Source organism: Arthrobacter ginkgonis, from assembly GCF_039540195.1.
Taxonomy (GTDB): Bacteria; Actinomycetota; Actinomycetes; order Actinomycetales; family Micrococcaceae; genus Zafaria; species Zafaria ginkgonis.
In genome coordinates this window covers 194,782-219,605 of record NZ_BAABEO010000009.1, presented here as the reverse complement: position 1 = coordinate 219,605, position 24,824 = coordinate 194,782, and the positions used below count along the sequence as shown (strand labels likewise).

The window sequence follows — 24,824 nt, the reverse complement described above, 5'->3', positions numbered from 1 at the left end:
AAAATTCTTATTACCCACCGTCTCCACGCTCCGCGCCCCTCCGGAAACCCCCGGAAACCGGCGCTCAACAGGGTCCGCGACTAGGATGAGTGGGATCAACGGAGGTGAATGCATTGGCCCGAGTACCCACAGCCGAGCGCCGGCTGCAGTTCGTTCGGTCGGCGGCGCGGGTGATTGCCCAGGACGGGCTGGCCGCCGCGACGACGCGACGGATCGCGGCCGAGGCCGAGGCCCCGCTCGCCTCCCTGCACTACTGCTTCCGCAGCAAGGACGAGCTGCTGCAGGAGGTCTACTACTACCTCAGCCGCGACTACGCCCAGTCCCTCCCGCCTGTGGCGGCATCGGACGCCGGGCTGAAGGCCGTCGTCCTCGCCCATGCCCGGCGCGTCTGGGAGCGTATGCTCGCCGAGCCGCACGAGCAGGTGACGACGTTCGAGCTGCTGCTGCGCAGGTTCCGGGTGGATGCGGACGAGCAGCCGAAGGCCCTGGCCATGAACCGGTCCATGTACGAGGGCTGGGTGAAGTCCACCTGCGCGCTCTTCGAATCGGCGGCCGTCGGCGCCGGCGAAGAGGTTCCGGCCAACCTGGAGCTGGCCGCGCGCCTGTTCATTTCCGGGATCGACGGCATCAGTATGCAGCACCTGGCCGATCCGGACCCGGCGCGTTCCGCGGCCCTGGTGGAGATGCTGGCCTCGGCCGTCGCCGGATCGTTTACCTACTCCGCGGACGCCCAGGCCAGCTGAGCCCTCGCCAACCCGGCCCCGCCGCCCCGGCGAGGGACCGGCGTCGGCCACGCCGCCGCCGTCGTGCCTGCTACCCGAGCCTGCCGACTACGCGACCGCGCTATACGACCGTTCGGAAGCCGCAGTTGCTGCTGGCCGACTCCGGGCTGTTGGAGCTGCGGGCGGCCACCCGGTAACGGTTGCAGTAGGAGTCGTGGCAGAGGAAGGACCCGCCGCGCATCACGCGGCCGCGACCGATGGTCGGCCCCTGCGGGTTGTCCGCGGGCGCGTTGCGGTAGTACTTCGGCAGGAACCAGTCGCTGCACCATTCCCACACGTTGCCGCTAACCTCGTACAACCCGAACCCGTTCGCCGGGAAGCTGCGCACCGGGGCCGTGGCCAGGTATCCGTCCTCGACTGTGTTGGCGCGGGGGAATTCGCCCTGCCAGATGTTGCACAGGTGCTCCCCCGCGGGCCCGTACAGGTCGTTCCCCCAGGCGTACCGGTTCCCCTCCAAGCCACCACGGGCGGCGTACTCCCACTCGGCCTCGGTGGGCAACCGCCGCCCGGCCCAGCCGCAGTAGGCCTGGGCATCGTTCCAGGACACCTGGACCACCGGATGGTCCGGGATCCGCTCCCAACTGGAGAGCGGCCCGGCTGGGTGGGCCCAATCGGCGCCGCGGACGTTCGTCCACCAGGGCGTGCCGGGCACCGGGCCCAGGACCTCCTCCGGCCCCGCCTGCACCTGCAGGTGGAAGACGGCCGAGGAACCGTAGAGTTCGGATTCGGTGCGGTAGCCGGTGGCGGCCACGAACCGGGCGAACTGCGCGTTGGTCACGGAGGTGGCGTCCACACGGAAGGGGTCCAAGCGGACCTCGTGCACGGGCGTTTCCCCGTCCTTCGCGTACCCCTCGTCGAACCGGTCGCCCATCCGGAAACGGGCCGCGGGCAGGAACACGTCGTCGTGGGCAGGAGCTTCGGCGTTCCCGCCTGCGAAATTTCCGCCGGGGGCATTTTCGCTGACTGGCAGCGCGGCGGCCGCTGCGGCATCCGGGTGGGATTCCGGACGCGGTGGGGTTCCGCAGCAGGACATGGTTCTCTCCTCTGGCAGGGCGGCGGGCCCGGGCACGTCGTCGGGCCGGCGCGAATCGTCAGGCTGGGCGAGTCGTCAGGCTTCGGCAGCGGGCCGCGCCTTCTCGATCCTCTCGTGCCTTCTCAATAGGTCCAGCCCCAAGGTACCGCAGTGGACAGGCAACCGGCGCGCGGATGAACCCCAACGCGTGCGGGACGGCCGGCGATGCCCCTCCTGCCGGCTAGCGCAGGTCCCTGCGCAGCGGGTGGTCCGCGGGAACCTGGACCAGCACGATCCGGGTCCCGTCAGGGTCCTCGATCCAGCCCTCGATCAGGCCCCACGGCTCGGTACGGGCCTCACGGGTGGCCGTCACGCCGAAGTCGGCGAGGCGCTCCAGTTCCGCGTGGACGTCGCGGACCTGCAGCCACAGGATCAGCGACGAGGGCTCCCCCGCCGGGCGGCTGCCGGAAACCTCCAGCAGTCCGGTGCCGAGGAAGAAGACCGTGCCGGGGTGGTCGTCGTTGCCGAACTCGCGGGCGATGCCCAGGCCCAGCATGTCGCGGTAGAACGCAAGGGTGGCCTGGTGGTCGACGGGGTGCAGCAGCACGCGGCTGGAGAGGATTTCCATGGTCCCCATCTTGGTTAGCGGTGAGGGTGGGAGCAATTTGGCCGTTCCGGTGCCCGCACCGCCGGGATGCGAGCGGGCCCCGGAGTCACCTACCGGATGCTGGCGGTGGCCTTGGAGTACTTGCTGACCGTGGTGTAGCCGGTCTTGGTGCCGGTGACCCGGACCTTGATGGTGTCCTTCCGGTCGGTGGCCACCAGGCTGTAGGTGGACTTGGTGGCGCCCTTGATCTTGGTTCCCGACCGGTACCACTGGTACGTCAGCTTGGTGCCCGTGGTCCAGGTACCGGCCTTGGCCGTGAGCTTGGAGCCGACCTTGGTGGTGCCGCTGACGGTGACGGTCCCCGTCCCCAGCGTGCCCTTGGCGATGGCGGCGGTGGATGCCGAGGTGCGGGAAAGGGTGGTGTACCCGCTCTTGGTCCCGGTGACCTTGACCGTGATCCGCTGGCCGGCGTCCGCCGCGGCGAGGCTGTAGGTGGACTTGGTGGCACCGGTGATCGGCTTTCCGGCGCGGTACCACTGGTACGCCAGGGTGGTGCCCGTGGTCCAGGTACCGGCCTTGGCCGTGAGGGTGTAACCGACCTTCGCGGTGCCACTGATCGTGGGGACGGCGCCCGTCAGCGTGCCCTTGGCGATGGCGGCGGTGGCCGCCGAGGTGCGGGACAGGGTGGTGTAGCCGCTCTTGGTCCCGGTGACCTTCACCGTGATGGCGTGGCCGGCGTCCGCCGCGGCAAGGCCGTAGGTGGACTTGGTGGCGCCGCTGACCGGTTGGCCCGAGCGGTACCACTGGTACGCCAGGGTGGTGCCGCTGGTCCACGTGCCGGCGTTGGCCGTGAGCGTGGAGCCGACCTTCGCGGTGCCGCTGATCGTGGGGATGGCGCCCGTCAGCGTGCCCTTGGCGACGGCGGCGGTGGCCGCCGAGGTCGCGGAGTCGAAGACCGCCGGTTCTCCGGCCATCCGGCCGGTCACCGTCACGCTCAATTTCTTGCCGAGGTCACCCGAGGCGGCGGTGTAGGCGGCACCCGTGGCATTCGTGATCGGGGCGCCGTCGCGCTTCCACTGGTAGGTGAAGGACAGGCCGGACGGGGACCAGCCATTTCCCGCCTGTGCGGTGAGCTTCTGGCCAACCACCGGCGTGGTGTCGCTGACGGTCGGCGTCCCGGCCACCACGGTCGGCTCCGGCTCCTCGCCGGGCACAACGCCCACGGCAGCGGCCGCATCCACCAGCCCGGCACCGCACCCTAGGGCACAGGTTCCGGGGAGGGGACGCACCGTTTCCTTCAGGCGCGCCTCCACCTGCGCGGGGGTCATCGACGGCTGCGCGGCCAGGAGCAGGGCCACCACCCCGGACACGTGCGGGGCGGCCGAGGACGTGCCCTCCGCGAAGCTGTAGGCGTCTCCGTCAGCCCCGTACTCGGGATCCGTCATTCCGTAGTTGGTCGTGGAAAGGATCCCGCCTTCATCGCCGGCATCGAAAGAGCCGCCGGGTGCGGTGACGTCGATCGCCTCCCCGTAGTTGGAGTATCCGGTCAGGGATCCATCGGGGCCGCTGGCGGCCACCGTGATGACGTGGTCGCAGTTCGCGGGAGAGGACAACCGGGCGTCCATGCTTTCGTTGCCGGCCGCGGCCACCACCACGGAACCGGCGGCGACCGCGGCATCCACGGCACCCTGCAGGGTGGCCGAGCACTCCGCATAGCCACCCAGGGACAGGTTGATCACGTCCGCAGGGGTGGAGGGGGCCGCAATCGGGGCGCCCTCTTCGTCACGGACGGTGCCGCCGGAGGCCCAGATGATGGCGTCGCTGATGTCCGACGCGTAGCCGCCGCAGGACCCCAGTGCGCGCACCGGGAGGATCTTGGCCTCCGGTGCGACGCCGGCAATGCCCTTTCCGTTGCCCGTCACCGCGGCAATGGTTCCTGCCACGTGGGTGCCGTGCCAGGAGGAGGCGGAGCCTTCGGCGTCCTCACCGCACTGCTCCTCCCCGGTCCAGTCGCCCTCGTCCGACGGGTCGGCGTCGCGGCCGTCTCCGTCGCGCGGGTCGACGGAATCGTAGGCGGGCACTCCGGACTGGCTGATCATGTCGTAGCCCGGCAGCACGTTGGCATCCAGGTCGCCGTGGTCGGTGATGCCGCTGTCCACCACGGCCACCACCACACCGTCGCCGCGGGAGACGTCCCAAGCGGCGGGCACGTTGATGCCGGCGAATGCCTCGGAGCCGGCCTCGGGATCGGAGAAGTCCCACTGGTACCCGTAGTGCGTGTCGTTCGGCGCGGTTGCCGCCGGCTTCAGGATCAGGTCCGGTTCGGCGTACTCGATTGCCGGGTCGGCCTCCAGTTCGGCGACCAGGTCCGCGGCTTCGGCGGCATCCAGTTCCCGGTCCGTGGTGACGACGCGCGCCCCGCTGGCGGTGGCGCTCACCTCTTGGACCTCGGTGTCGAGTTCCTCGGCGGGCTGTTCGTAGGTGTCGGCACGGTCGGCGGCCTTGTGGCCGGCGTCGTCCGTGAACTTCACGATGAAGCGGTCGACGGCGGCGGGCTCCGGCGTGCCGGCTTCGGCGGTGGCTGCGGGAGCGGCGGCAGAGAACGGGGAGTCCTGGACTCCGATGTCCTGGGCACCGCTGCCGTCACCGGCGGAGGCGGCGGACGCCGGGGCGGCCACGGTGGCGCCCAGCAGGGCAGCCGCGGCAAGGGAAGCGGTCGCGGAAAGGAAGCGGGAACGCAGCAGAGGCATGTTCGGCTTTCTGGCATCGGGCGCGCCGGAAGGCTGACCATCGGGCGCACAGGCAGGTGGGAGCCACCGACACCGCACTCCCTCCACAATTCTAGCAACGTTAGGCGGATCCGTGGTAATGCAATCCAACACATCTGCTATGAAATTGACTCGCTGCGAAAAATACCCCGAACGGAAGCCAGCCGCCCTCACGTTCCGCAGCAGGCCTCGAAAATGGGCTGAAAAACTGCTGGAAAGCCACTGGGAGAGCGCCGCAAAGCCGCCGCCAAGGGGCTGGGAAGGTGCCGCGCATCAAGGACACGGTCGTCACCATAGAGTGGTGCCATGCACGTCCTTATTGCAGGCTGCGGCGACCTCGGCACCGAGGCCGGGCTGCGCTTCGCCGCCGCGGGCCACACCGTGACCGGGTGGCGCCGCTCCCCCGAAAAGCTTCCCGCCCCCATCCGCGGCGTCGCCGCCGACCTCACTGGTGAGCTGCCCGCCGTGCCGGCGGACACCGACGTCGTCGTCATCACCCCCGCGGCGCCCAACCGCACCGAGCAGGCCTACCGGGCCACCTACGTCGGCGGGGTCGCGAACGTCCTGGACGCGCTGGAGCGCGACGGCGTCCGTCCGCGCCGGATCCTCTTCGTCTCCTCCACCGCGGTCTACGGGGATGCCGGCGGCGGCTGGGTCGACGAGGACACTCCCGCCCGTCCGGCGAGCGCGACCGGGACGATCCTGCTCGAGGCCGAGGAACTGCTGCGGGCGCGGCGGCCGGACGGGATCGCGCTGCGCCTGTCCGGGATCTACGGGCCGGGCCGGACCCGGCTGATCGACCAGGTCCGGGCCGGGAACACGGCGCTTCCGGGGCGCCCGCAGCCGACCAACCGGATCCACCGGGACGATGCCGCGGCGGCGATCGTGCATCTGACCACCGCCGTTGCGGACGCGCAGCTCCCGCCCGTCCCCGTCTACATCGGTACCGACGACGAACCCGCGGAGCTCGGCGACGTGCTCGGCTTCCTGGCCGCTGAGTTGGGTTTGCCTGCGCCCGGTGGGCCGGAACCGGCGCCTGTTGAGCACGACGGCGGGGCGCCCGCTTCCGGGACCGCCTCCCCGTCCGGGACTCCCGGGCGCGGCGGGGACCGCCGGCTCTCCAACGCGCGGCTGCGCGGCACCGGGTTCGAGCTGGCATACCCGACCTACCGCGAGGGGTACCGGGCCATGCTCGCCGGGCAGGGCGTCCGCCACCCGTAGAAGCCGCCCCCGGCGATTTCGCCCTGGACCTGCTTGCGCTGCCGTTTCGGGGCGCGCGGGCAGCCGGGACGGGGGCGGCCGTGGCCTAGATTGGGGACATGCCCACCACCGAGACAGAGCTGCCCATCGACACCGGCGAGGCCACGGTCCCGGCCCGCTACGCCCGCCCGGCGGAGCCGGTCGCCACGATCGTCCTCGCCCACGGGGCCGGGGCCGGCATGGACCACCCCTTTATGGCCGGTTTCGCCCGGGCCCTGAACGACGCCGGCGCCGCCACCCTGCGCTTCGACTTCCCCTACATGGCCGCCGGCAAGAAGTTTCCCGACCGCCCGCCGGTGGCGATCGCCGCCTGGCGGGCCGCGATGGAGACGGCCCGGGAGCTGGCCCAGGGCGGGCCGGTGTGGGCGGCCGGAAAGTCCTTCGGCGGACGCATGGCGTCCATGGCCGTGGCCGAGGGCATGCCCGCGGCCGGCCTGGTGTTCCTCGGCTATCCGCTGCACGCCCCCGGCAAGCCGGAGAAGCTCCGCGACGAACACCTCTACGGGCTCACCCTGCCGATGCTGTTCCTGCAGGGCACCCGCGATCCCTTCGCGCAGCCCGGGGAGCTGGAGCCGGTCGCCGAACGCATCGGCCACAACGCCGCCATCGAATGGTTCGAGGGCGGGGACCATTCCTTCCACGTCGCCCGCTCCAAGCGCTCTCCCGAGGAGGACGGCGCCTCGCTGGCCGGGGCCGTCGCGAAGTTCCTGACGGCCCGCGCCTGACGGTTTTCCACCCGATCCGGTGCAGGCCGCCCCCGGACTCCGGGTACGGTCGTTAGGTGCCCCTTACGCTTCCTTCCTTCCCCCGTGCCCCGGATGCCGGCACCGCCGCGCCGGGCCCGGACTCCCTTGCCGTTCCCCCAATCGCGACGGCGGGGCAGGCGCTGCGCCATGCCCTGACCGGCGAGGGCCGCGGGCTGCGCCTGGCCGCCGCGGGCGCGCTCCTGATGCTGCACCAGGTGTGCGAAGCACTGGTTCCGGTGATGATCGGTGTGGCCGTGGACCGGGCGATCGCCCCCGGCAATCCGGTGGCGATGGCATGGTCCCTGGCCGGGCTCGCCGCGGTGTTCGTGGTGCTGACGGCCAGTTGGCGCATGGGATTCCGGCTGAACACGCGCGTCTTCGGCTTCGGCGAGCACTCCCTGCGGCAGGCGGTCCTGGACCGGGTGGTCCGCACCCCCGGCCCGGCCCGCACCCATGGGCCGGGACGGATCCTGAGCATCGCCTCCTCCGACACCTCGATGACGGCCGGGCTGTCCTGGACGGTCGCGCGGCAGTTGGCCGCATTCTCCGCCCTGGCCACCTCTGCGGTGGCGCTGCTGTTGATCTCCTGGCCGCTGGGGCTGGGCGTGCTCGCGGCCACGGCCCTGTTCCTGGCGGCCATGCACCTTGTCACCCGCCCCCTGGAGCGGCGGACCTACCGGCAGCAGGCCGCCGCCGCGGAAGCCACCCAGATGGCCACGGACCTGGTGACCGGGTTGCGCGTGCTGCAGGGTGCCGGCGCCGTCGGCGTGGCGGCGCAGCGGTACCGGGACGCAAGCCGCGGGTCGCTGGCGGCAGCCATGACGCGGGCACGCTCGAACGCGCTGTTCAACGCGGTGACGGTGTCCCTCTCCGGCCTGTTCCTGGCCGGGATCGCCTGGGTTGCGGCCACCCAGGCGCTCGCCGGGACCATCACGGTCGGCGAACTCGTGGCCGTGGTCGGACTGGCCCAGTTCGTGCGGGACCCCATGTCCTGGATGGCGTTCTTCGCGGCCGACCTCGCCGAGAAGCGGGCCGCGGCACGCCGGGTGGCCGAGGCCGTCGGCGCCCCGGCCGGGGACGGCGGCGTGGCCACCGGAGCCTCCGCATACCCCAACGCCCGGACCGAGGGGGCACTGCTCGCCGTGCGGATCGACGCCGCACCAGCGCCCGAGGCCGCACCCGCCCCCCTTTGGGAGATCGTCCTGCACCCCGGCCGGATCACCGGGCTCGCCGTGGACGGGGCCGCCGCGCAGCGCCTGGCCGGACTGCTCTCCGGCGAACTGCCGGCTGTGCCCGGTGAACTGGATGTCCTCGGTTCCGATGCCACCACCCTGGCGCCGGAGGAACTGCGCCGGCGCGTGTTTGTCGCCGAACACGGTGCGGCGGTGTTCAGCGGCTCCGTCCGGCACAACCTCGGCGCCGGCGAGGTCCGGTCCGAACTGCTCGAAGCCGCGGCCGCGGACGAGGTCCTGCAACACCTGCAGGGCGGGCTGGAGGCCGAGGTCGGCGAACAGGGCCGCCTGCTCTCCGGCGGCCAGCGCCAGCGCCTGCTGCTGGCCCGGGCGCTGCACCAGCCGCAGCCGGTGCTGGTGCTGCACGAGCCCGCCAGCGCCGTCGATCCGGTGACGGAGGCGCGGATCGCCGCCGCCCTGCGGTCCGTCCGTCCGTCGGGACTGCTGCTGATCACCACCAGCCCGCTGCTGCTGGGCGCCTGCGACGCCGTCCTGCACCCGCCGGCAGGGTTCCACGCGCCCGGCCCGTCCGGCCCTTCCGCCTCATCTCACGCTCCGGCCGCGTCCGACGCGCCGGCCGCCGACTCCCTCGCTACTGAATCCACCGCCGACGGAGACACCCATGTCCGCCCTTGAGACCACGCCCGCGCCGGAATCCACCTTCGCTCCTAAACCAACCCCGGCCGCCTCGGACCACGCGCCCTACCGGCTGCCGATCGCCGACGGCCGGACCACGTGGCGCTACGCCGTGCGGCTCTTTGGCCGGCGCCCGTGGCTGGTGGCCGCGGCCGGCGTCGTGCTGGTCGCGGCGGCCGCCGCGGGGCTGGCGGTGCCGGCGGCGCTCGGCTGGATGGTGGACGTCGTGGCCGCGACCGACGCGTCCGATGCCGCCACCCCGCTGGCCCTCGGCGCCGCGGTGCTCGCGGGCGCGGCGCTGCTCGGCGCCGGACTGACCGCCGGCGGCGACATCCTGCTGGCAGTAGTGGGCCAGCACGCGCTCGCTGACCTGCGCGAGGAGGTCTTCGAGGCCGCCGTCGCGCAGCCGCCGGAGACGGTCGAACGCGCCGGCACCGGAGACCTGGTCTCGCGCGTCTCCCAGGACGTGGAGGCGGTGAACGAGGCCATCGGCGGGATCCTGCCGACCTTCCTCGGCGCGCTGTTCACCGTGGGGATGACCCTGGCGGGCATGGCGCTGATCGATCCGCGCTTCGCCCTGGCCACGCTGCTGTGCGTGCCGGTGCAGTGGTTCGCGCTGCAACGCTTCCTGAGGGTCTCGGGACCGCTGTACCGGCGGATGCGGGTGGCCGAGTCCGAACGCGGGCAGCACGTCCTGGAGGCAGCCGCGGGAGCGGCGACGGTGCGTTCGCTGGGCACCGTGGAGTCTTCGCTGGGGCGCATCGCCGAAGCCTCGCTGCACGCCGTCAGCCTATCCCTGAGCGCCGTGGTGGTGCGCAGCCGGTTCTTCGGACGGCTCAACGTGGCCGAACTGCTGGGGCTGTCCGCCATCCTGGCCACGGGCTTCGTCCTGGTCTCCGCGGGCGAGGCGAGCGTCGGGGCGGCGACGGCGGCGGCGCTGTTCTTCCACCGGCTTTTCGGGCCGATCGGGGCGCTGCTGGCCAACGTGGACGAGCTGCAGATGGCCGGGGCGGGGCTGGCCCGCCTGGTCGGCGTCGCCCGCTCCGGCGGGCACGACGGGCGGGGCACGACGCCGGTGCGGACCTCCGCGCCGGCTGCCGGCGATGGTGCCGGCGGACTGGTTCTGGAGGACGTGCGCGCCGGCTACGACCCGCAGCGGCCGGTCCTGGACGGATTCGACCTGCGCATCGAGGCCGGGCACACGGTCGCGCTGGTGGGGGCCAGCGGTGCCGGGAAGACCACGCTGGCCCGGGTCATCGCCGGCAGCCTGGACCCGCAGCACGGGTCGGTGCGGTGGAGCGGCGGCGCCTGCGTCCTGGGTTCGACGGCGCTGCTGGTCAGCCAGGAGGTGCACGTCTTCTCCGGGACCGTGGCGGACAACCTGAGGCTGGGGCCGGGAGCCGTGGGCGAGGCGGAACTGCTGCGGGCCGTGGACGAGGCCGGGGCCGGCTGGGTCCACGGGCTGCCGCAGGGGTTGGACACCCCGGTGGGGCAGGGCGGGCACGCCCTCACCGGCGAGCAGGCCCAGCACCTGGCCCTGGCGCGGGCCCTGCTCAGCAACGCACCCCTCGTGGTGCTGGACGAGGCGACCGCCGAGGCCGGCTCCGCCTCGGCGGAGGCGCTGGCCCGCGCGGCGGACCGGGTCGCGGAGGGCCGCACCGCCGTCGTCGTCGCCCACAGGCTCAGCCAGGCCCGCCACGCGGACCGGATCCTGGTGATGGAGCGCGGCCGGATCGTCGAGGACGGGACCCACGAGGAGCTTGTGGAGGGCGGCGGAAGCTACGCCCGGCTGTGGCGGGCCTGGTCGGCCGGCCACTGACATGGAGCTGCCTTAGGTTCCGTGGTGCTGAACCTAAGGCAGCTGCGCAGTATCGGGACGTGCAGTACCGGACGTGTAGCGGTCAGCGGGCGGTGTAGCCGCCGTCGACCACCAGTTCGGAGCCGGTCATGAAGGAGGCGTCGTCGCTGGCGGCGAAGAGGATCACGGCGGCGATCTCCTCCGGGCGGCCGATGCGGCCCACCGGGGTGGTGGCAACCAGGAGTTCGCGGTCGGTTTCGCCCAGGATCGGGGTGTCCACGAAGCCCGGGTGCACGGAGTTCACGCGCACGCCCTCGGTCGCCCAGCCCAGCGCGGTGTTCTTGGTCAGCGTGCGGACCGCGCCCTTGGCCGCGGCGTAGGCCGGAGAGGTGCCGAACCCGCCGACGATCCCGAACATGGAGGACACGTTGACGACGGCGCCGTGGCCGGAGGCCTTCAGCGCCTCGGCGGCGGCCTTCTCGCCCAGGAACACGCTGGTCTGCGTGACCGCGACGACCTTCTGGTAGGTCTCGAGGCTGGTCACCTCGATCGCCTCGCTGTCCCCGATGCCGGCGTTGTTGACCAGCACGTCCAGGCGGCCGAACTCGGACAGGGCGAAGGCGACGATGCCCGCCCAGCCGGCCTCGCTGGTGACGTCCAGGTGGTAGGCGCGGGCGGTGCCGCCGGCGGCTTCGATCTCCTGCACGGTTTCGGCCGCCTTGGCATCCTGCAGGTCGGCGATGATCGCCGTCCCGCCCTCGGCCGCGAAGCAGGTGGCCGTGGCGCGGCCGATCCCGCTCGCTCCGCCAGTGATGATGCCGACTCGTCCGTCAAAGCGGGCCATGGGTACTCCTTTGTCCTGTGATTTACTGCGTCCTGCCGGGGCTGCGGGCCGGGTCGCCCAGTGGAAACCCGCCGACAACCCGACTCAATCTATCCAACATATGTTGGATAGATTGACCCTACTCCCGTCCGCGGAAAAAGGCGAGGCGGTTTTCGCGGAAGAATAGGAGACATGGATCCACGCATGTCACGCAGCCGCGCGAAGCTGGCCGAGGCCGTGCTGCGGCTGGCCGCCGAGCGCGACGTCCCCACGCTGACCGTCGCCGAGATCTCCGCGGAGGCCGGCGTCAACCGGTCCACGTTCTACCAGCACGCCCCCTCCCCCGCCGCGCTGCTGTGCACGGTGCTCTCCACCGAACTGGACGCCATCCGCGAGCGGCACCTGGCCGCGGCGGACGGGGACATCCGGGCGGCCCTGGGGAAGGTGACGCTGGCCGTCATGGAGCACGTCCAGGAACACTGGGACGTCTACCGGCGGGGCCTGGCCGGCTCCGGGGAGGCGCCCGGCCTGCAGGCGATGCTCGGCAGCCACTTCGAGGCCTCCGCACGGCTGGTCTTCGAATCGCGCCGGGTCAGGGTCCCGCGGCGCGCCGGCCGCCCGGTTCCGGCGGCGATGGCGGCCCGCTTCATCGCCTACGGGGTGGTCGGGGCGATCGAGGCCTGGGTCCTGGAGGATGAACCAGAACAGGCAGCGGAGGTGGCCGAGGACCTGCGGGCCCTGCTGCCCGGCTGGTGGCCCCTCGCCTGACGCCGCACCGCCCTTGCACGACGACGGCGGGGGTCGGGTTCCGTTACGACGAAACCCGGCCCCCGCCGTCGTGCTGGTGCCCGCGGCCTGCCGTCAGAGGACGCGGGTGGCGACCTCTGCGTCCAGGCGCGGCAGGCGGCCAAACCAGGGGTTCTCCCCCGGCGTGCCGACGTTGACCACCAGGAACGCTCGCCATCCGGTGCCGGCGTTGAATTCCTCGTCCACCCCCGCGGCGTTGAATCCGCCCATCTGGCCAGCGTGCAGGCCCACGGCGCGCACGGCCATGGTGAAGTAGCCGGCCTGCATCCAGGCGTTGTTCTTGGCGACCTCGGCGCGGCGCTCGGCGTTGCCGTCGAACATGGCCTTGCGCTCGGGCGCGTGCGGGAAGAAGGTCGGGAAGTGCTCGTGCCAGTCGGTGTCGTAGGAGAGCACCGCAACGGCGGGGGCGGTGCGGGTCTTCTCCCGGTTGCCCTCGGCCATCTGGGCAACGAGGCGCTCGCGGGCCTGGGGCGACTGCACCCAGGTGATGCGCAGCGGCTGGTTGTTCATCGCCGTCGGGCCCATCTTGGTGAGCTCGTAGATGGCGGCCAGGGTCTCCTCGGAAACCGGCTCGGCAGAGAAGGTGTTCGCGGTGCGGGCCTCAAGGAACAGCAGGTCGGCCGCCTCGCGGTCCACGGAAAGCTGATCTTCGAGGGCGGTCTGGGCTTCGGTGGCATCGATGGTCATGCGGGGTCCTCACGGATCGGAAGGCAAGTCATCCGTGGCAACTGCCGCCGGCCGGAGTTCATTCCCGGCCGTTCCCCGCTGACGCGGGCCCGCGGGCCATTCGGGCGGCGGGTTCCGGACCGCCGTTCGGGCCTAGGCGTCCGTCCTGTTCCGCCTCAGCTCCTCCTGGAAACGGGCCAGCTCGCCCGGGTCGCACGCGCCTCCCAACACGGCACCCATTCCGATCGGCGCCGGTTCGCTCAGCGCCTCCCAAAGGTTTCGCAGCAAGGTCTTCATGGCGCACCGCCCCTCTCTCCCCGACTCCGGGGCCACATCCGGCTCCCCTGGCGGGTCCCGGTCCGTCCAGTCTCGGGGCAGCCGGTTACGGCCGGCGCACCGCGGGGGTTTCAGGAGTGTAAATCCGGGGTGCGGGCCAGGGAATGGGATAGGGGACCCGCAGATGCCGTGCCTGCGACACTGCCCGGTTTCCCCAGCTGGAGGAAAGTAACTGGTTGGATGTGGAACATGTCCCTCACATTCCATGGCGGCCAGGTGTGGTCGGAGATAAAGGATCTGGTAGCCGGAGCCGGCGAGATCCATGCAGCCATTGCCTTTCTCGGCCAAGATGCACCGGATCGACTTCCGTTGAAGTCTGGCGACGTCTTGGTAGTCAACGCTGACAAGCGCGCGGTCGCCTCCCATGCGACGAATCCCTTCTCCATCGAGAAGTTCATCCAGCGTGGCGTGGCGGTTTACTCCTCACCAATGCTCCATGCCAAGGTGATCGCCACCGATAAACACGCCATCATCGGATCAGCGAACGCTTCGCAGCATTCCGAGGATTCCTCCGAGGCTATTGTCGTGACGGACAACAAGACCGTCATCAAGCAAGTCCAAGACTTCGTGCTGGAAGAGATCAATGAGAGCCTAGAAATTTTGGGCGAGGAGCTCACCGAACTCAAGAAGATCTTCGAGGAAAGCCATCCCAAGTACACGGTTCCAGGCGTCACCGGTGCCCCCAGCAGGAAGGGTCTCTTTCCCGACCCGCTCAAGGGTTTCTATTTGTCCTTCGCCGAAGAATCAGATCTGACCGACGAAGAACGTGATCAGATCATGTTAGGGGCACGCCGGGAAACGGGATACACATCGGACATGTGCCAGATTGGTGGCCCCGACGACTCTTTCCCGCTCGGGTCTATTGTGATCTTCCACGATGGCGCAACTTTTCAAGCCCCCGTACTCGTCGATAGTCACGTCCGTGAGGCGAAATCCGGGCGACGAAAGACTCGCTATGGCCAGCGCCTGCTGCGAAAATCCGGTGAGCGAAGCCGTGTGGCTTCGACCATTGCCAGACACCTCCGAGAGAGCAATATCTTAATGGCGGAATTGGATCTCGAATCAGGATCTTTCGAACTGGCTGACGAGGTTCGTGATGCGCTGATGAGGGTTTGGTTCAAAGACTTCAATCCCAATTCCTCCAGCGCTAATTCCTAGATAACAACCGACTGCGTCGCCGGCAAGGAACTCCTGTCAGAGGCGCAGCCGGCCTGCTCGACGAACCATCGCGGCCAGAGGGTAGCAGTGGCGACGATGACTTCGATGCACCCGGCAGCTCACGGGACTGATCTTAGGCATGAACCTGCCACAAAGATTGTCGCAGCAATCCCCAAGTAGGGACGTGCCCCAGGGGCAGGGATCGCCGCCGCGATCGAGGACAGACGGCCGCTTCCCCACTGCGTCGAGGCTGCGTGCATTGGCCGGAATGGCACCGGTTCCTCGCGCCTCCGGACCGCCCCGCTTCGCAAAGGGCCGGTGGGTTCGAAACACTCTCCCCTGCTGCCTTTGGCTACGCCACCGACCTGAGGCCACCAAAGACGCATTGGCCGCTTAGGCCAACTTGGAAGAGGCGACAAAGCCACTCGCTGCCCGAGATTCTACCTGCGTGTGATGTCTTGTGGCCGCCCGGTTCGGCACTTCTTTTGCCCCCGCCGGACACGCTTTTGCCCACCGCGGACACGTCCTGCCGTGACCCATGACACTTCCTGCCGCTGCGGACTCCAATGGTCGAGTCAGGCCACTCGGGCCCCAGCAAAGCGAGGAAGACATGACCCAGCAAACTTCGGTGCAGGCGGCCGCCGCGTCCGGCGTCGCGCCGCTTCCGCCCATCGTCGAGATCTCCTCGGTGAGCAAGTCCTACGGCAACGTGGAGGTCCTGCACGGGGTCGACTTCCGGGTCATGCCGGGGGAAGTGGTGGCCATCATCGGCCCTTCCGGCTCCGGCAAGTCCACCCTGCTGCGGTGCATTAATCACCTGGAGCAGATCGACAGCGGCACCGTTGTGGTCGCGGACGAACTGATCGGCTACCGCCGCAGCGGCGGCGACCTCTTCGAGCTGCCCGAACGCCTGACCGCGAAGCAGCGCCGCGCCACGGGCATGGTGTTCCAGAGCTTCAACCTGTTTCCGCACCTGACGGTCCTCGAGAACATCACGCTGGCCCCGCTGAAGCACAGGGTGAGCAGCAAGGCGGAGGTCGCGGCCGAGGCACACCGGCTCCTCGACAAGGTCGGGCTGGGCGAGAAGGCGAGGAGCTACCCCGGCGAACTCTCGGGCGGCCAGCAGCAGCGCGTTGCCATCGCCCGGGCGCTGGCGATGAAGCCGCAGGTGATGCTCTTCGACGAGCCGACCTCCGCGCTGGACCCCGAACTGGTCGGCGAGGTCCTCGAGGTCCTGAAGCAGCTCGCCGAAACGGGCATGACCATGATCGTGGTCACTCACGAGATCGCCTTCGCCGGCCAGATCTGCGACCGGATCGTCTTCATGGAGGACGGCCGCATCGTTGAGGACGGTCCCGCCGCACAGGTCCTGGCCGGCCCCCGCGAGGAGCGGACCCGAACCTTCCTCTCCCGGGTCCTCTAGGCGTACAGGCACCGGGCCAAACGGCAAACACAGCACCCCTCCTCCCTCCTTACCCAGCGCGCACCCGCCTTCCCCCATTCCCCTCCCCATTCACACAGGAGCACCGATGAATAAGATCCAGGCACTCGCCGTTACCCTCCCGCTCGCCCTGCTGCTTGGCGCCTGCGCTGCGGGCGGCACTGGCAAGCAGGAGGCGGCCTCGTCCCAGCCCGTGGAGATCTACGGCAAGACCGTCCAGGCGGACCCCGCACTGGCCGCCCGCATCCCGGCGGACTTCGCCGCCGACGGCGTGCTGCGCGCACCCAACATGCTCATGGACCCCATCGGCCTCACGGACCAGGACGGCAAGGACGCCGGCGTCGTTCCCGACCTCGTCAAGGCCATGGGCGCCCGGCTCGGCCTGAAGACGGAGACCGAACTGGGCAGCTTCGACGCCCAGGTTCCGGGCGTGATGAGTGGCCGCTACACGATGTCCACGTTCACCGGCGACTTCCCCGCCAGACGAGACGTCCTGGAAATGGTGGACTATCTCAAGTCCGGTTTTGCCTACATCACCATGGCGGACAACCCGAAGGGCATCGAGAAGTTCGACGACATGTGCGGCCTGTCCATCGGCACCCTCAAGGGGGCCAGCCAGGAGGTCGCCGCCGAGAAGTTCGCCGAGGAGTGCACCACCAAGGGCCTGCCCGCCCCCGAACTGCAGAGCTTCAGCAACACGCTGCTGAGCGTGCCCCTGCAGGCCGGGCGCGTGGACGTGATCTGGGACAACACCTCCACCTTCTACGGATTCGAGAAGGACCAGCCGGGGGTCTACGTCATGCCCGTCGAGCCTACCTTCAACGCCTACCTCGCCTTCGGCGTCGCCAAGGGCAACACGGAGGCCCGCGACCTGCTCAAGGACACCCTGCAGTCCCTCATCGACGACGGAACCTACGGAGCCATCCTGGAGCACTGGGGCCAGCAGGAGCTTGGGATCCCCGCCGCGCTCGTGAACTCCGACATCCAGAAATGAGCAGGACCTTGAGCGCCCCCACCCCAACCCGCCCCGCCCCGGGCACCGCCGAAAACGCGGCCTCCACCGTTCCGGCGGTACGGGTCCGGCGGAAGTACGGCGAACTGGTGGGCTGGGCCCTCCTGGCCTTGGCCGCGGCCGGATTCCTCGCCAACATGCTCACCAATCCCCGGTGGCGCTGGGACGTGGTGGGCCAGTTCCTCTTCGACCCCTTGGTCCTCCGAGGAGTCGGCTCCACCATCTTCCTGACCCTGGTCTCGGGCCTCTGCGGCCTGCTCCTGGGGCTGGTGGTGGCCCTGATGAAGCTCTCTTCCAGCCGGGTCCTTCAGACCGTCGCGACCGCCTACATCGGCTTCATCCGGGCGATCCCCGCGCTGGTGCTGATCCTCCTGCTGTACTTCATCTCCGCGCTCTTTCCGACGCTGGAGTTCGGGATCCCGTTCCTGCCCCCGCTGGTGGAGGTGCCGACCAACTCGCTCATCACCAAGTTCGGGGCGGCTTGGCTGGGCCTGACCATGCTCATGGCGGCGCACTGCGGAGAGATCATCCGCGGCGGCATCTCCGCTGTGCCCCCGGGTCAGCTTGAGGCCTCCAAGGCGCTCTCCCTGGGACGCTTCACCGCCTACCGGAAGGTCATCCTCCCGCAGGCCATCCGGGTCAGCATCCCCTCCTTCGCCAACGAACTGATCACCCTTTTCAAGAACACGTCCCTGGTCTCCGTGATCGGGTATGCCGAACTGCTGACCGTGGTGCAGGGCATCTACGGCCGCACCTACCAGACCATCCCGCTGCTGACCGTGGCGTGCATCTGGTACCTCACCCTCACCGTCCTGTCGATGGTGGGCCAGTCCCGGCTGGAGAAGAAGTACGGCCGCGGCTTCCAGCGGCGCTGACCGCCCCCAGAACACGCCCCTACCCGCAAGGAGTACCCATGCACCCCCCAACCTCCGGCACAGCGCCTGGACCGCTCTCCGGCATCCGCGTCCTGGACTTCACCCGCTACGTTTCCGGCCCGTTCGCCACCATGCTCCTGGCCGACGCCGGGGCCGAGGTGATCAAAGTCGAACCGCACGGCGGCGAACTCACCCGGTTCCAGGAACCCATGCTCCGGCCCGGTGACGCCGAGCAGGTCAGCTCCTACTTCCTGCGCTTCAACCGCGGCAAGAAATCGGTGGAACTGGATCCGCGCAGCCCCGCGGACCGCCCGGTACTCGAGGAACTGATCCGTTCCGCGGACGTCCTGGTGGAAAACTTCCGCCCCGGCGCGCTGGAAAAGCTCGGCCTGGGCTGGGAGACCCTGCGCGCGCTGAACCCCGGCCTGATCTACGCGTCGATCAGCGGCTTCGGCCACACCGACGGCCCGCTGCGCGACATGGCGGCCTTTAACCTCATCGCCGAGGCCATGGCCGGCACCGTCAGCGAAAACCCCGGCCCGGACAGCCCCCCGCGGGCCCTCGGCCTGCCGTTCGGGGACAGCGTCAGCTCGCTGTTCGCCGTCATGGGAATCCAGCAGGCCCTGCTGGAGCGGCACCGGACCGGCTTGGGCCGGAGGGTGGATGTCGCGATGTACGACGTCATGCTCTCCATGAACGAGATGTCGATCGCGCTCAAGTCGATGGTCGGGCACGACTTCAACCCCGCCCGCCCGGTCCACGACTGGTTCGCCCCGTACGGCTTCTTCAAGGCCCGAGACGGATGGCTGGCGCTCTGCGTGGGCACCGACGAACACTGGCGCCAGCTCTGCCAGGTGGCCGGATGGAACGATCTGGCTGCGGACGCGTCGCTGGCCCGCGGAGTCGACCGGGCCTCGGTGTTCCACGGGCGGATCTCCCCCCGCCTCGACGCGTGGCTGTCCGGGATGGATGTTGCCGATGCCGTGGACCTCCTTGGCCGCGCCGCCGTGCCCGTGGCTCCGCTGCAGCGCCCGGAAAACCTGCTCTCCGACGAGCAGGCCAAGGCCCGGGACATGGTCGTCGGCTACGAGGCCAACGGGGTTCCCTTCCGGCTCGCCGGCAACCCGTTGGGCATCCACACCGGTCCCGAGGCGGCGCGGTTCGCCACGCCGGGGCAGCACAACGCCGAGGTGTTCGGTCCGCTGAGCGGTCGGCCGGAGCGGCCCGACAGCGGGGCCACCAGCGTGAAATCCGCGCCAGCAGCACGGAAGGAGGCCATCCGTGTCCGCTAACGACACCTTGGTCCGTTTCACCGTCGAGGGACGCATCCTGCGTGCCACCCTGTCCCTGCCAGGGCGCCGCAACGCCCTGTCCGATGCGATGCTCGAGCAACTGGTCAGCGGCGTGCGCCGGCACCAGGCCGCCCAGGACATCCGGGCCCTGATGCTTGATGGGGACGGCGGCTCGTTCTGCGCCGGCCGCGACCTCAGCGACCAGGCCGACGACTTCGAGCAGGGCCCGGCCCAACTGGTCGTCACGCACCGGCGCTTCGCCGACCTGATGGTCGAGTTCGCGGAACTTCCCGTGGTCAAGATCGCCGTCATAGAGGGCTACGCCGTCGGGGCCGGGTGGTCGCTAGCCGCCGCCTGCGACCTGAGATACGCGGCGTCAGACGCGGTGTTCTCTATCCCCGAGCTCAGCCTCGGCTACCCGTTCGGCATGGGCGGGGTGGCCCGGCTGGTACGCCACCTGGGCCTTGCCCGGGCGGCCGAGCTGGTGCTCTCCGGACGCCGCTTCGGCGCCGAGGAGGCCCTCGGCCACGGGTTCCTGAGCAACGTGGGGCCGCTGGAGGACCATCGTGCCGAGGCCGTGCGGATGGCCGACGTCATCGCCTCCCGCCCCGCCCTGGTGTTGGCCCAGACGGCCCGGGAACTGCGCGACGCCGCCCGATCGCTCGTCGCTGCCGCGGACCGCGACGTCGAGGGGATCGTCCTCGCCTCGCTCGACGAGGAATGCCGCCAGACCACCATCCAGTACGCCACCCGATTCTCAAGGAAGCAGGCATCATGAACCCCATCGCCATCACCAACGGCACCCTCCAAGAAGACTCACCGCACGCAGACGCGGAATCGCTGCGCGGAACCATCGCCGCGGTGCGCGAGGACAGGTCCTTGGGCAAGGTCCGGTTCAGCACCACCTCCGTCGCCGCGGGCGGCGTCGCAACGCGCTGCCTGAGTGGACCGCTGGTGCAGGGAGGCACTAAGGAATCCAATCGTCTGGGCCGCTTCGAGTGGGGGATCGACGAGCCGGCGGCGCTGCTGGGCACCGACACCGGCGCCAACCCCGCCGAATACCTGCTTGGCGCGCTGGCCGGGTGCTACACCGTGACACTGACGCAACTGGCGGCCCTGAAGGGCATCGAACTCTCGCGGATCGACCTGGACCTGACCTTCGACCTCGACCTGGCCGGCTTCCTGGGCCTGGACGCGTCGGTCCGGCCGGGGGCCGCCGGCATCGGCATCGACGTCTCGCTGGACAGCCCAACGGCCAGCGCCGCCGAGCTGGAGGAACTGGTCCGCGCCACGGAGCAGGCATCACCGATCCGGGACACGCTGGCCAACCCGGTCCGGGTGGTCACAACAATGAAGCGCCCATCCGGTCCCGACGCCACCGATCCGGGGTCTGACCGAACCGCTCCTTGAACACGCGCGTGAAGTGCGCCTGTGACGGGAAGCCGAACCGGCGGGCCAACGAGCCCACCGAGGCATCCGCTGGGCCCGCGGCGAGCGCCTGCGCCGCGGCCTCCACGCGCTGCTCGCGGACGTAGCGCACCGTCGTCGTGCCCTGCTCGGCGAAAAGCCGCGCCAAGTGGCGTTCGCTGATGCCCACGCCCGCGGCGATCGCCGCGGGCGTCAGGCCAGCGTCGCCCAGGCGGGCCGCGACGTACCGCCGGGCGGTGAGCAAGTAGGCTTCCCCGCTTGCCGTGCCTCTGGCGCCGCAGATCAGGTCCACCAGCGCTAGGAGGTCCTCCCCGGCCTGCCGCACCGGCGCCCCCGGCTGCATCGTTGCCTGCTGGATGGCAGCCGTGAGCGCCACCTTCTGGGCATGCCGAGCGTCGCCTTCGCGTGTCCGGACGACGTGCGCGCGGTCCAGGGACGCACCGAGCGCGACTTCGGCCCTCGCCCGCGGCATCTCCATCATGAGCTCCGACATGTTGGAGGAGCAGCCGAGCAAGAACGGCGAATCAACGTCGTAGAGGACCAGATCCCCACGCCGCAGGATCTGGGTGCCGGAACGGTCGTGGAAGAAGGCCTCGCCGTGAGTCACGACAGCCAGCGCCACCGTATGCAACGGCTGGCGGCGGATGAGGTCGGGGGTGCGATCCACCAGTCGGGAGCAGCCGGAGACGGCGATGAACTGGAAGCCCTCCGCTGGCCGGTTCCAGAGATTGAGGGCCAAGCCGGAATCGTCGTGCGTGGAGGCGCGGATTCCGGCGAACGTTCCGGCGCTGTGGTTCTCCCACATGTGAATGCGGTCCTCGACGGCGTACTCGAAGCTGGAAAAGGTCGGACGGACCGTCAGCGCTGCCGAACTCACCAAATAGTCCTCCCCTGGAACTACGTGCCCCCGGGCACGTAACGTTTTATGCCCGGCATCACACTTCCAAGGATCCGAGTGTTTGTGAAGCCCCTCGTGCCGATACCTGGTCCTACGCGGGCTGCGCTTCGGCGAACGCCTTGAACGACTCCATGAACTTGTAGCACTGCTTCGGAAACGCCGGGCGCATCAGCAGACCAATGACCTTCATGAATCCGCTGAATTGGAACTCGTTGCGGGCCACCCAGCGGGTGGCGTCCGGGCCGGCCTCGTGGAACTCGTTCCGGGTGACGTTGTGGACGTCCTTGGCGACATAGGTCCCGTCGAAGCGGTGGGGCAGCTCGCGCAGGGTGACCGTCTCGATCATCTCCATCGTGCCCTTGCCCTGCTTGTACGTCAGGCGCGAAGTGGCCCCCGGCTCCCCCGGCGTGCCGGAGATCGGCTCGAAGGACAGCAGCCCCTCCTGCCACTTCGGCAGGTTCTCGGGGGCGTCGAAGAGCTCGATAAAGCGGGCCAGGGGCACATTCACGATGATCTCTTGGCTGAATTCCATGGGCCCAGACTATGGGGCCACCCCGCCGATTTGGCATCCATTCCCTTGGGCACGATGACTGGCCCACTTCGCGGGTGGACGAGCCGGGCCATCTAGACGCCGGGTTCCGGCCCCGCCTTGAGCGCATAGCTGCCCAAGCCATCCGCCAGCAGATTCAGGGCGCGCTCGGCCTGGCTGTCGGTCTCGCGGGCCAGGCGCGGCAGATCCATTCCCTGCAGGATGCCGCGCCGAGTGGCGGCGACCAGCGACCGGTGCACCCCCATCATCGCGTTGGCGGCAACCCAAGGGACGACGTCGCCCTCCTCCGTACCGGTCTCCTCGGCGAGCAGTCCGGCCAGCGCCGCCGCATGCGTGGCGAAGACGAGTTCCTCGCGCCGCTGAAGCGCCGGACTCTCCGCGATCAGCCGGGCGACCCCGGCCAACTGCTCGCGCGCCTCTTCGCCGCCCTCATGCAGCAGGCCCCGGCCGCCGCGCAGAAACCGTCCGAAGGCGGCGAGCACGCTCTCCCCCGGACCGCGCTCCCGGATGGCCGCGAGGAGGCCAGCCTCGAAGGCCTCCAGACCCCGAAAGACGAGGTCCTCCTTGGTGCGGAAATGGTTAAACACCGTTTGCTCCGAGACATCGGCGGCCGCTGCGATCTGTGCCACCGTGACGCCGTCGAACCCGTGCTCAAGGAACAGCTGCAGAGCGGTCCCGGCAATCAGCGCCATGGTCTGCTGCTTCTTGCGGGCTCGCCGTCCCGCTTCCGGCGCCGGGATGGACGTTTCCGCCATCGGCTGCATCCTTCCCTCATTCTTAGGGTTACCCTAAAATTCTAGTGACTCTAGGGTTTCGTGTCGACAGGCACCTCCCCGCGAAGGCGATTCCTACCAGGAGCACCCCATGAACGACTCCACCGCCACCTCCCCCGCAACCCGCGAACGCCAGGTACGCCGCCCGGGCTTGGGACGGCGCTCCCGACTGGCCCTGCTCACCACCCACATCGTCGTGTCGGTCGGACTGCTTGGCGATTCGGCGGGTTTCCTCGCCGTCGCGATCCGCCGGGCCACCTCCGACAACCCGGCCGTCGTCGAGGCCTCGCACGAACTGCTCGGCATGTTCGCCCTCTTCTTCGGCATCCCGCTGAGTTTCCTTGCGCTGATCACCGGCGCCGCGCTCAGCCTCGGCACCCGTTGGGGCCTGTTCCGCTACCCGTGGGTGATCGCCAAGCTGGCGTTGACCGTCTCCGTGATCGTGGTCGGGGCAACCGTGCTGCGCCCCGTCCTGGTCGGCGGCGCGCAGGTGGACGGAGGCGCCCTGATCGCAGGCGCCGCCTACGACGTCGTCGCACTCACGGTCGCGACCGCGCTCGGGGTGTTCAAACCCGGGAAGAAGCTGCGCCGGCACCGGCCGGCCACTGCGGCTAAATGACCTCGGCTGGGTGACCTCCAGAAGCCGCCGCACCGCCTCCTCCGCGGAAGCCACCCGGACCGGACCTTCCGCCGGGAACTCCCACCCGCCGATCGAAAACACCGGCACCCCGCTCCGGCAGGCCAGCGCGATTTCGCTGGCGGTCCCCCAACTGCCGCCGACAGCGATGATGCCGTCGCAGGAGCGCACCAGCAGGGCGTTGCGCATCTCCCCCAGCCCGGTCGGGAGGGACACCGTCAGATAGGGATTTGCCGCCTTGCGACTGCTGCCCGGCAGCAGCCCGACCGTCGTTCCGCCAGTCTCGAAGGCGCCTTGGCTGGCCGCGGCCATGACCCCGCCCAGTCCGCCGGTCACGACGACGGCGCCGGCCTGGGCGAGCAGCTTGCCGGCCTCGTAGGCGATGGCGCATTCGCCATCGGTGGCATCGTCACCGGGGCCGACGATGCCTGCGTACATGGCCGGACTCCTTCCTGTTCCACGACATCTGGCCTCCCCAGTAGGCCTTGGTACGCGGACCTTGGGAATCCCTTACCTCACGCTTCAGGCGACGGAGGCGGTCCAAGGGTCCAGGCAGCTCCCGGTCCCCCGCGGTACCGGCGTAGGCTCGAAAGCATGACGGACTACTTTGGCGCGGACCCGCGGTCCCAGCGCGAACGGATGCTGGACGGCGACCTCTACATCGCCGATGACCCCGAACTGGCGCGGGCAAACCACCGGGCCGCCCGGCTGGCCGCCGCCTACACGGCCGCCTTTCTCGCGGACCCTGCCGGTGCGCGCAGCGTCCTGAAGGAACTCCTGGGGCAGGTGGGCGACGACGTCGAGGTTCGGGCACCCCTGTACGTCGACTACGGGAACCAGCTTTCGATCGGAGCCCGCACGTTCGTCAATTTCAACCTGACGGCCCTGGATGTCGCCCCGATCACCATCGGAGAGGACTGCCAGATCGGACCCAACGTGCAACTGCTGACGCCCACCCATCCGCTGGATCCGCAGCAGCGTCGGGACAAGCTCGAGGCGGCGGAGCCGATCACCATCGGCGACAACGTCTGGCTGGGTGGCGGCGTGATCGTGCTGCCCGGGGTGAGCATTGGCGACAACTCCGTGGTGGGCGCCGGATCCGTCGTCACGAAGGACATCCCGGCCAACGCCGTCGCGGTCGGCAACCCGGCGAGGGTCGTCCGGAGCCTCTAGGGTTGGGGACGGCGAACCACACTTGTCGCTCCTCCGAACGGTCAACAAAGACTGAGACAGCCATCCAAGAAGCGGCAAAGAACCGTGCCGCAATTGGCCCAGAAGTCGAACCCC

General features: G+C 69.8%; 24 protein-coding genes and 1 pseudogene. 16 read left to right on the top strand and 9 right to left on the bottom strand.

What is annotated here, in order from left to right:
• The first annotated feature begins 113 nt into the window (after window positions 1-113).
• Window positions 114-743, top strand: a complete 630-nt coding sequence (locus tag ABD912_RS07600; RefSeq protein WP_345149751.1) for a TetR/AcrR family transcriptional regulator — start codon at window positions 114-116, stop codon at window positions 741-743.
• Window positions 744-843: 100 nt separating this feature from the next.
• Here ABD912_RS07600 and ABD912_RS07595 read toward each other — a convergent pair whose 3' ends face one another.
• The 3 genes from ABD912_RS07595 to ABD912_RS07585 all read right to left on the bottom strand — a co-directional run bounded on the left by ABD912_RS07595 (window position 844) and on the right by ABD912_RS07585 (window position 5,151).
• The gene (locus ABD912_RS07595) at window positions 844-1,815 is read right to left on the bottom strand and encodes a formylglycine-generating enzyme family protein (RefSeq protein WP_345149750.1); all 972 of its coding nucleotides are present in this window, start codon (window positions 1,813-1,815) and stop codon (window positions 844-846) included.
• A 220-nt stretch (window positions 1,816-2,035) separates the two neighbouring features.
• The gene (locus ABD912_RS07590) at window positions 2,036-2,422 is read right to left on the bottom strand and encodes a VOC family protein (RefSeq protein ID WP_345149749.1); all 387 of its coding nucleotides are present in this window, start codon (window positions 2,420-2,422) and stop codon (window positions 2,036-2,038) included.
• 89 nt (window positions 2,423-2,511) lie between these two features.
• The gene (locus ABD912_RS07585; protein ID WP_345149747.1) at window positions 2,512-5,151 is read right to left on the bottom strand and encodes a S8 family serine peptidase; all 2,640 of its coding nucleotides are present in this window, start codon (window positions 5,149-5,151) and stop codon (window positions 2,512-2,514) included.
• 324 nt (window positions 5,152-5,475) lie between these two features.
• Here ABD912_RS07585 and ABD912_RS07580 point away from each other — a divergent pair, with 324 nt between their 5' ends.
• The 4 genes from ABD912_RS07580 to ABD912_RS07565 all read left to right on the top strand — a co-directional run bounded on the left by ABD912_RS07580 (window position 5,476) and on the right by ABD912_RS07565 (window position 10,862).
• Entirely contained in the window at window positions 5,476-6,390 is a 915-nt protein-coding gene (locus ABD912_RS07580) for an NAD-dependent epimerase/dehydratase family protein (protein WP_345149745.1), read from the top strand.
• A 98-nt stretch (window positions 6,391-6,488) separates the two neighbouring features.
• Complete coding sequence (locus ABD912_RS07575) at window positions 6,489-7,154, top strand: alpha/beta hydrolase family protein (protein WP_345149743.1); 666 nt, start codon at window positions 6,489-6,491, stop codon at window positions 7,152-7,154.
• Between the two features lie 56 nt (window positions 7,155-7,210).
• Window positions 7,211-9,043, top strand: coding sequence for an ABC transporter ATP-binding protein (locus tag ABD912_RS07570; RefSeq protein ID WP_345149741.1), 1,833 nt, complete (start codon window positions 7,211-7,213; stop codon window positions 9,041-9,043).
• The gene (locus ABD912_RS07565) at window positions 9,030-10,862 is read left to right on the top strand and encodes an ABC transporter ATP-binding protein (protein ID WP_345149739.1); all 1,833 of its coding nucleotides are present in this window, start codon (window positions 9,030-9,032) and stop codon (window positions 10,860-10,862) included. Before ABD912_RS07570 ends, ABD912_RS07565 begins: the two co-directional genes overlap by 14 nt.
• 82 nt (window positions 10,863-10,944) lie before the next feature.
• Here the strand turns inward: ABD912_RS07565 and ABD912_RS07560 are convergent, their stop codons facing one another.
• Window positions 10,945-11,685 (bottom strand): SDR family NAD(P)-dependent oxidoreductase, encoded by a 741-nt coding sequence (locus ABD912_RS07560; protein ID WP_345149737.1) that lies wholly within the window; start codon window positions 11,683-11,685, stop codon window positions 10,945-10,947.
• Between the two features lie 183 nt (window positions 11,686-11,868).
• On the opposite strand from ABD912_RS07560, the gene ABD912_RS07555 reads away from it, so the two are divergent.
• Window positions 11,869-12,432 (top strand): TetR/AcrR family transcriptional regulator, encoded by a 564-nt coding sequence (locus ABD912_RS07555; protein WP_345149735.1) that lies wholly within the window; start codon window positions 11,869-11,871, stop codon window positions 12,430-12,432.
• A 93-nt stretch (window positions 12,433-12,525) separates the two neighbouring features.
• Here the strand turns inward: ABD912_RS07555 and ABD912_RS07550 are convergent, their stop codons facing one another.
• On the bottom strand, window positions 12,526-13,158 hold the full coding sequence (locus tag ABD912_RS07550) for a malonic semialdehyde reductase (protein WP_345149733.1): 633 nt from the start codon (window positions 13,156-13,158) through the stop codon (window positions 12,526-12,528).
• A gap of 504 nt (window positions 13,159-13,662) precedes the next feature.
• Between ABD912_RS07550 and ABD912_RS07545 the strand changes: the two genes are divergently transcribed.
• From ABD912_RS07545 to ABD912_RS07515, 7 genes are all read left to right on the top strand, one after another.
• Entirely contained in the window at window positions 13,663-14,631 is a 969-nt protein-coding gene (locus ABD912_RS07545) for a phospholipase D family protein (RefSeq protein WP_345149732.1), read from the top strand.
• Between the two features lie 610 nt (window positions 14,632-15,241).
• On the top strand, window positions 15,242-16,054 hold the full coding sequence (locus ABD912_RS07540; protein ID WP_345149731.1) for an amino acid ABC transporter ATP-binding protein: 813 nt from the start codon (window positions 15,242-15,244) through the stop codon (window positions 16,052-16,054).
• Window positions 16,055-16,160: 106 nt separating this feature from the next.
• Window positions 16,161-17,066: a transporter substrate-binding domain-containing protein gene (locus ABD912_RS07535; RefSeq protein WP_345149729.1), complete on the top strand. Its 906-nt coding sequence runs from the start codon at window positions 16,161-16,163 to the stop codon at window positions 17,064-17,066.
• A gap of 8 nt (window positions 17,067-17,074) precedes the next feature.
• Window positions 17,075-17,959, top strand: a complete 885-nt coding sequence (locus ABD912_RS07530) for an amino acid ABC transporter permease (protein ID WP_345149728.1) — start codon at window positions 17,075-17,077, stop codon at window positions 17,957-17,959.
• Window positions 17,960-17,997: 38 nt separating this feature from the next.
• Window positions 17,998-19,251 (top strand): CaiB/BaiF CoA transferase family protein, encoded by a 1,254-nt coding sequence (locus ABD912_RS07525; protein WP_345149726.1) that lies wholly within the window; start codon window positions 17,998-18,000, stop codon window positions 19,249-19,251.
• A complete protein-coding gene (locus ABD912_RS07520) occupies window positions 19,241-20,029 on the top strand; it encodes an enoyl-CoA hydratase/isomerase family protein (RefSeq protein WP_345149724.1) in 789 nt (262 codons plus the stop codon). The genes ABD912_RS07525 and ABD912_RS07520 overlap by 11 nt, the downstream gene beginning before the upstream one ends.
• The gene (locus tag ABD912_RS07515) at window positions 20,026-20,661 is read left to right on the top strand and encodes an OsmC family protein (protein WP_345149723.1); all 636 of its coding nucleotides are present in this window, start codon (window positions 20,026-20,028) and stop codon (window positions 20,659-20,661) included. Before ABD912_RS07520 ends, ABD912_RS07515 begins: the two co-directional genes overlap by 4 nt.
• Here the strand turns inward: ABD912_RS07515 and ABD912_RS07510 are convergent.
• The 3 genes from ABD912_RS07510 to ABD912_RS07500 form a co-directional block, all read right to left on the bottom strand.
• A complete protein-coding gene (locus ABD912_RS07510) occupies window positions 20,594-21,556 on the bottom strand; it encodes a helix-turn-helix domain-containing protein (RefSeq protein ID WP_345149722.1) in 963 nt (320 codons plus the stop codon). The two genes, ABD912_RS07515 and ABD912_RS07510, sit on opposite strands and share 68 nt — an antisense overlap.
• A 112-nt stretch (window positions 21,557-21,668) precedes the next feature.
• Entirely contained in the window at window positions 21,669-22,109 is a 441-nt protein-coding gene (locus ABD912_RS07505) for an SRPBCC family protein (protein WP_345149720.1), read from the bottom strand.
• A 92-nt stretch (window positions 22,110-22,201) separates the two neighbouring features.
• Entirely contained in the window at window positions 22,202-22,882 is a 681-nt protein-coding gene (locus ABD912_RS07500) for a TetR/AcrR family transcriptional regulator (protein WP_345149718.1), read from the bottom strand.
• A gap of 109 nt (window positions 22,883-22,991) precedes the next feature.
• Here ABD912_RS07500 and ABD912_RS07495 point away from each other — a divergent pair, with 109 nt between their 5' ends.
• Both ABD912_RS07495 and ABD912_RS07490 read left to right on the top strand, forming a co-directional pair.
• A complete protein-coding gene (locus ABD912_RS07495; RefSeq protein ID WP_345149992.1) occupies window positions 22,992-23,519 on the top strand; it encodes a hypothetical protein in 528 nt (175 codons plus the stop codon).
• 10 nt (window positions 23,520-23,529) lie between these two features.
• Complete coding sequence (locus tag ABD912_RS07490) at window positions 23,530-23,763, top strand: hypothetical protein (protein ID WP_345149991.1); 234 nt, start codon at window positions 23,530-23,532, stop codon at window positions 23,761-23,763.
• On the opposite strand, the pseudogene ABD912_RS07485 reads toward ABD912_RS07490, so the two are convergent.
• A pseudogene (locus ABD912_RS07485) lies at window positions 23,649-23,975 on the bottom strand (TIGR00725 family protein); the annotation flags it as partial. The gene ABD912_RS07490 and the pseudogene ABD912_RS07485 overlap by 115 nt on opposite strands.
• Before the next feature lie 156 nt (window positions 23,976-24,131).
• On the opposite strand from ABD912_RS07485, the gene ABD912_RS07480 reads away from it, so the two are divergent.
• Window positions 24,132-24,710: a sugar O-acetyltransferase gene (locus ABD912_RS07480; protein WP_345149716.1), complete on the top strand. Its 579-nt coding sequence runs from the start codon at window positions 24,132-24,134 to the stop codon at window positions 24,708-24,710.
• The last annotated feature ends 114 nt before the right edge of the window (window positions 24,711-24,824 follow it).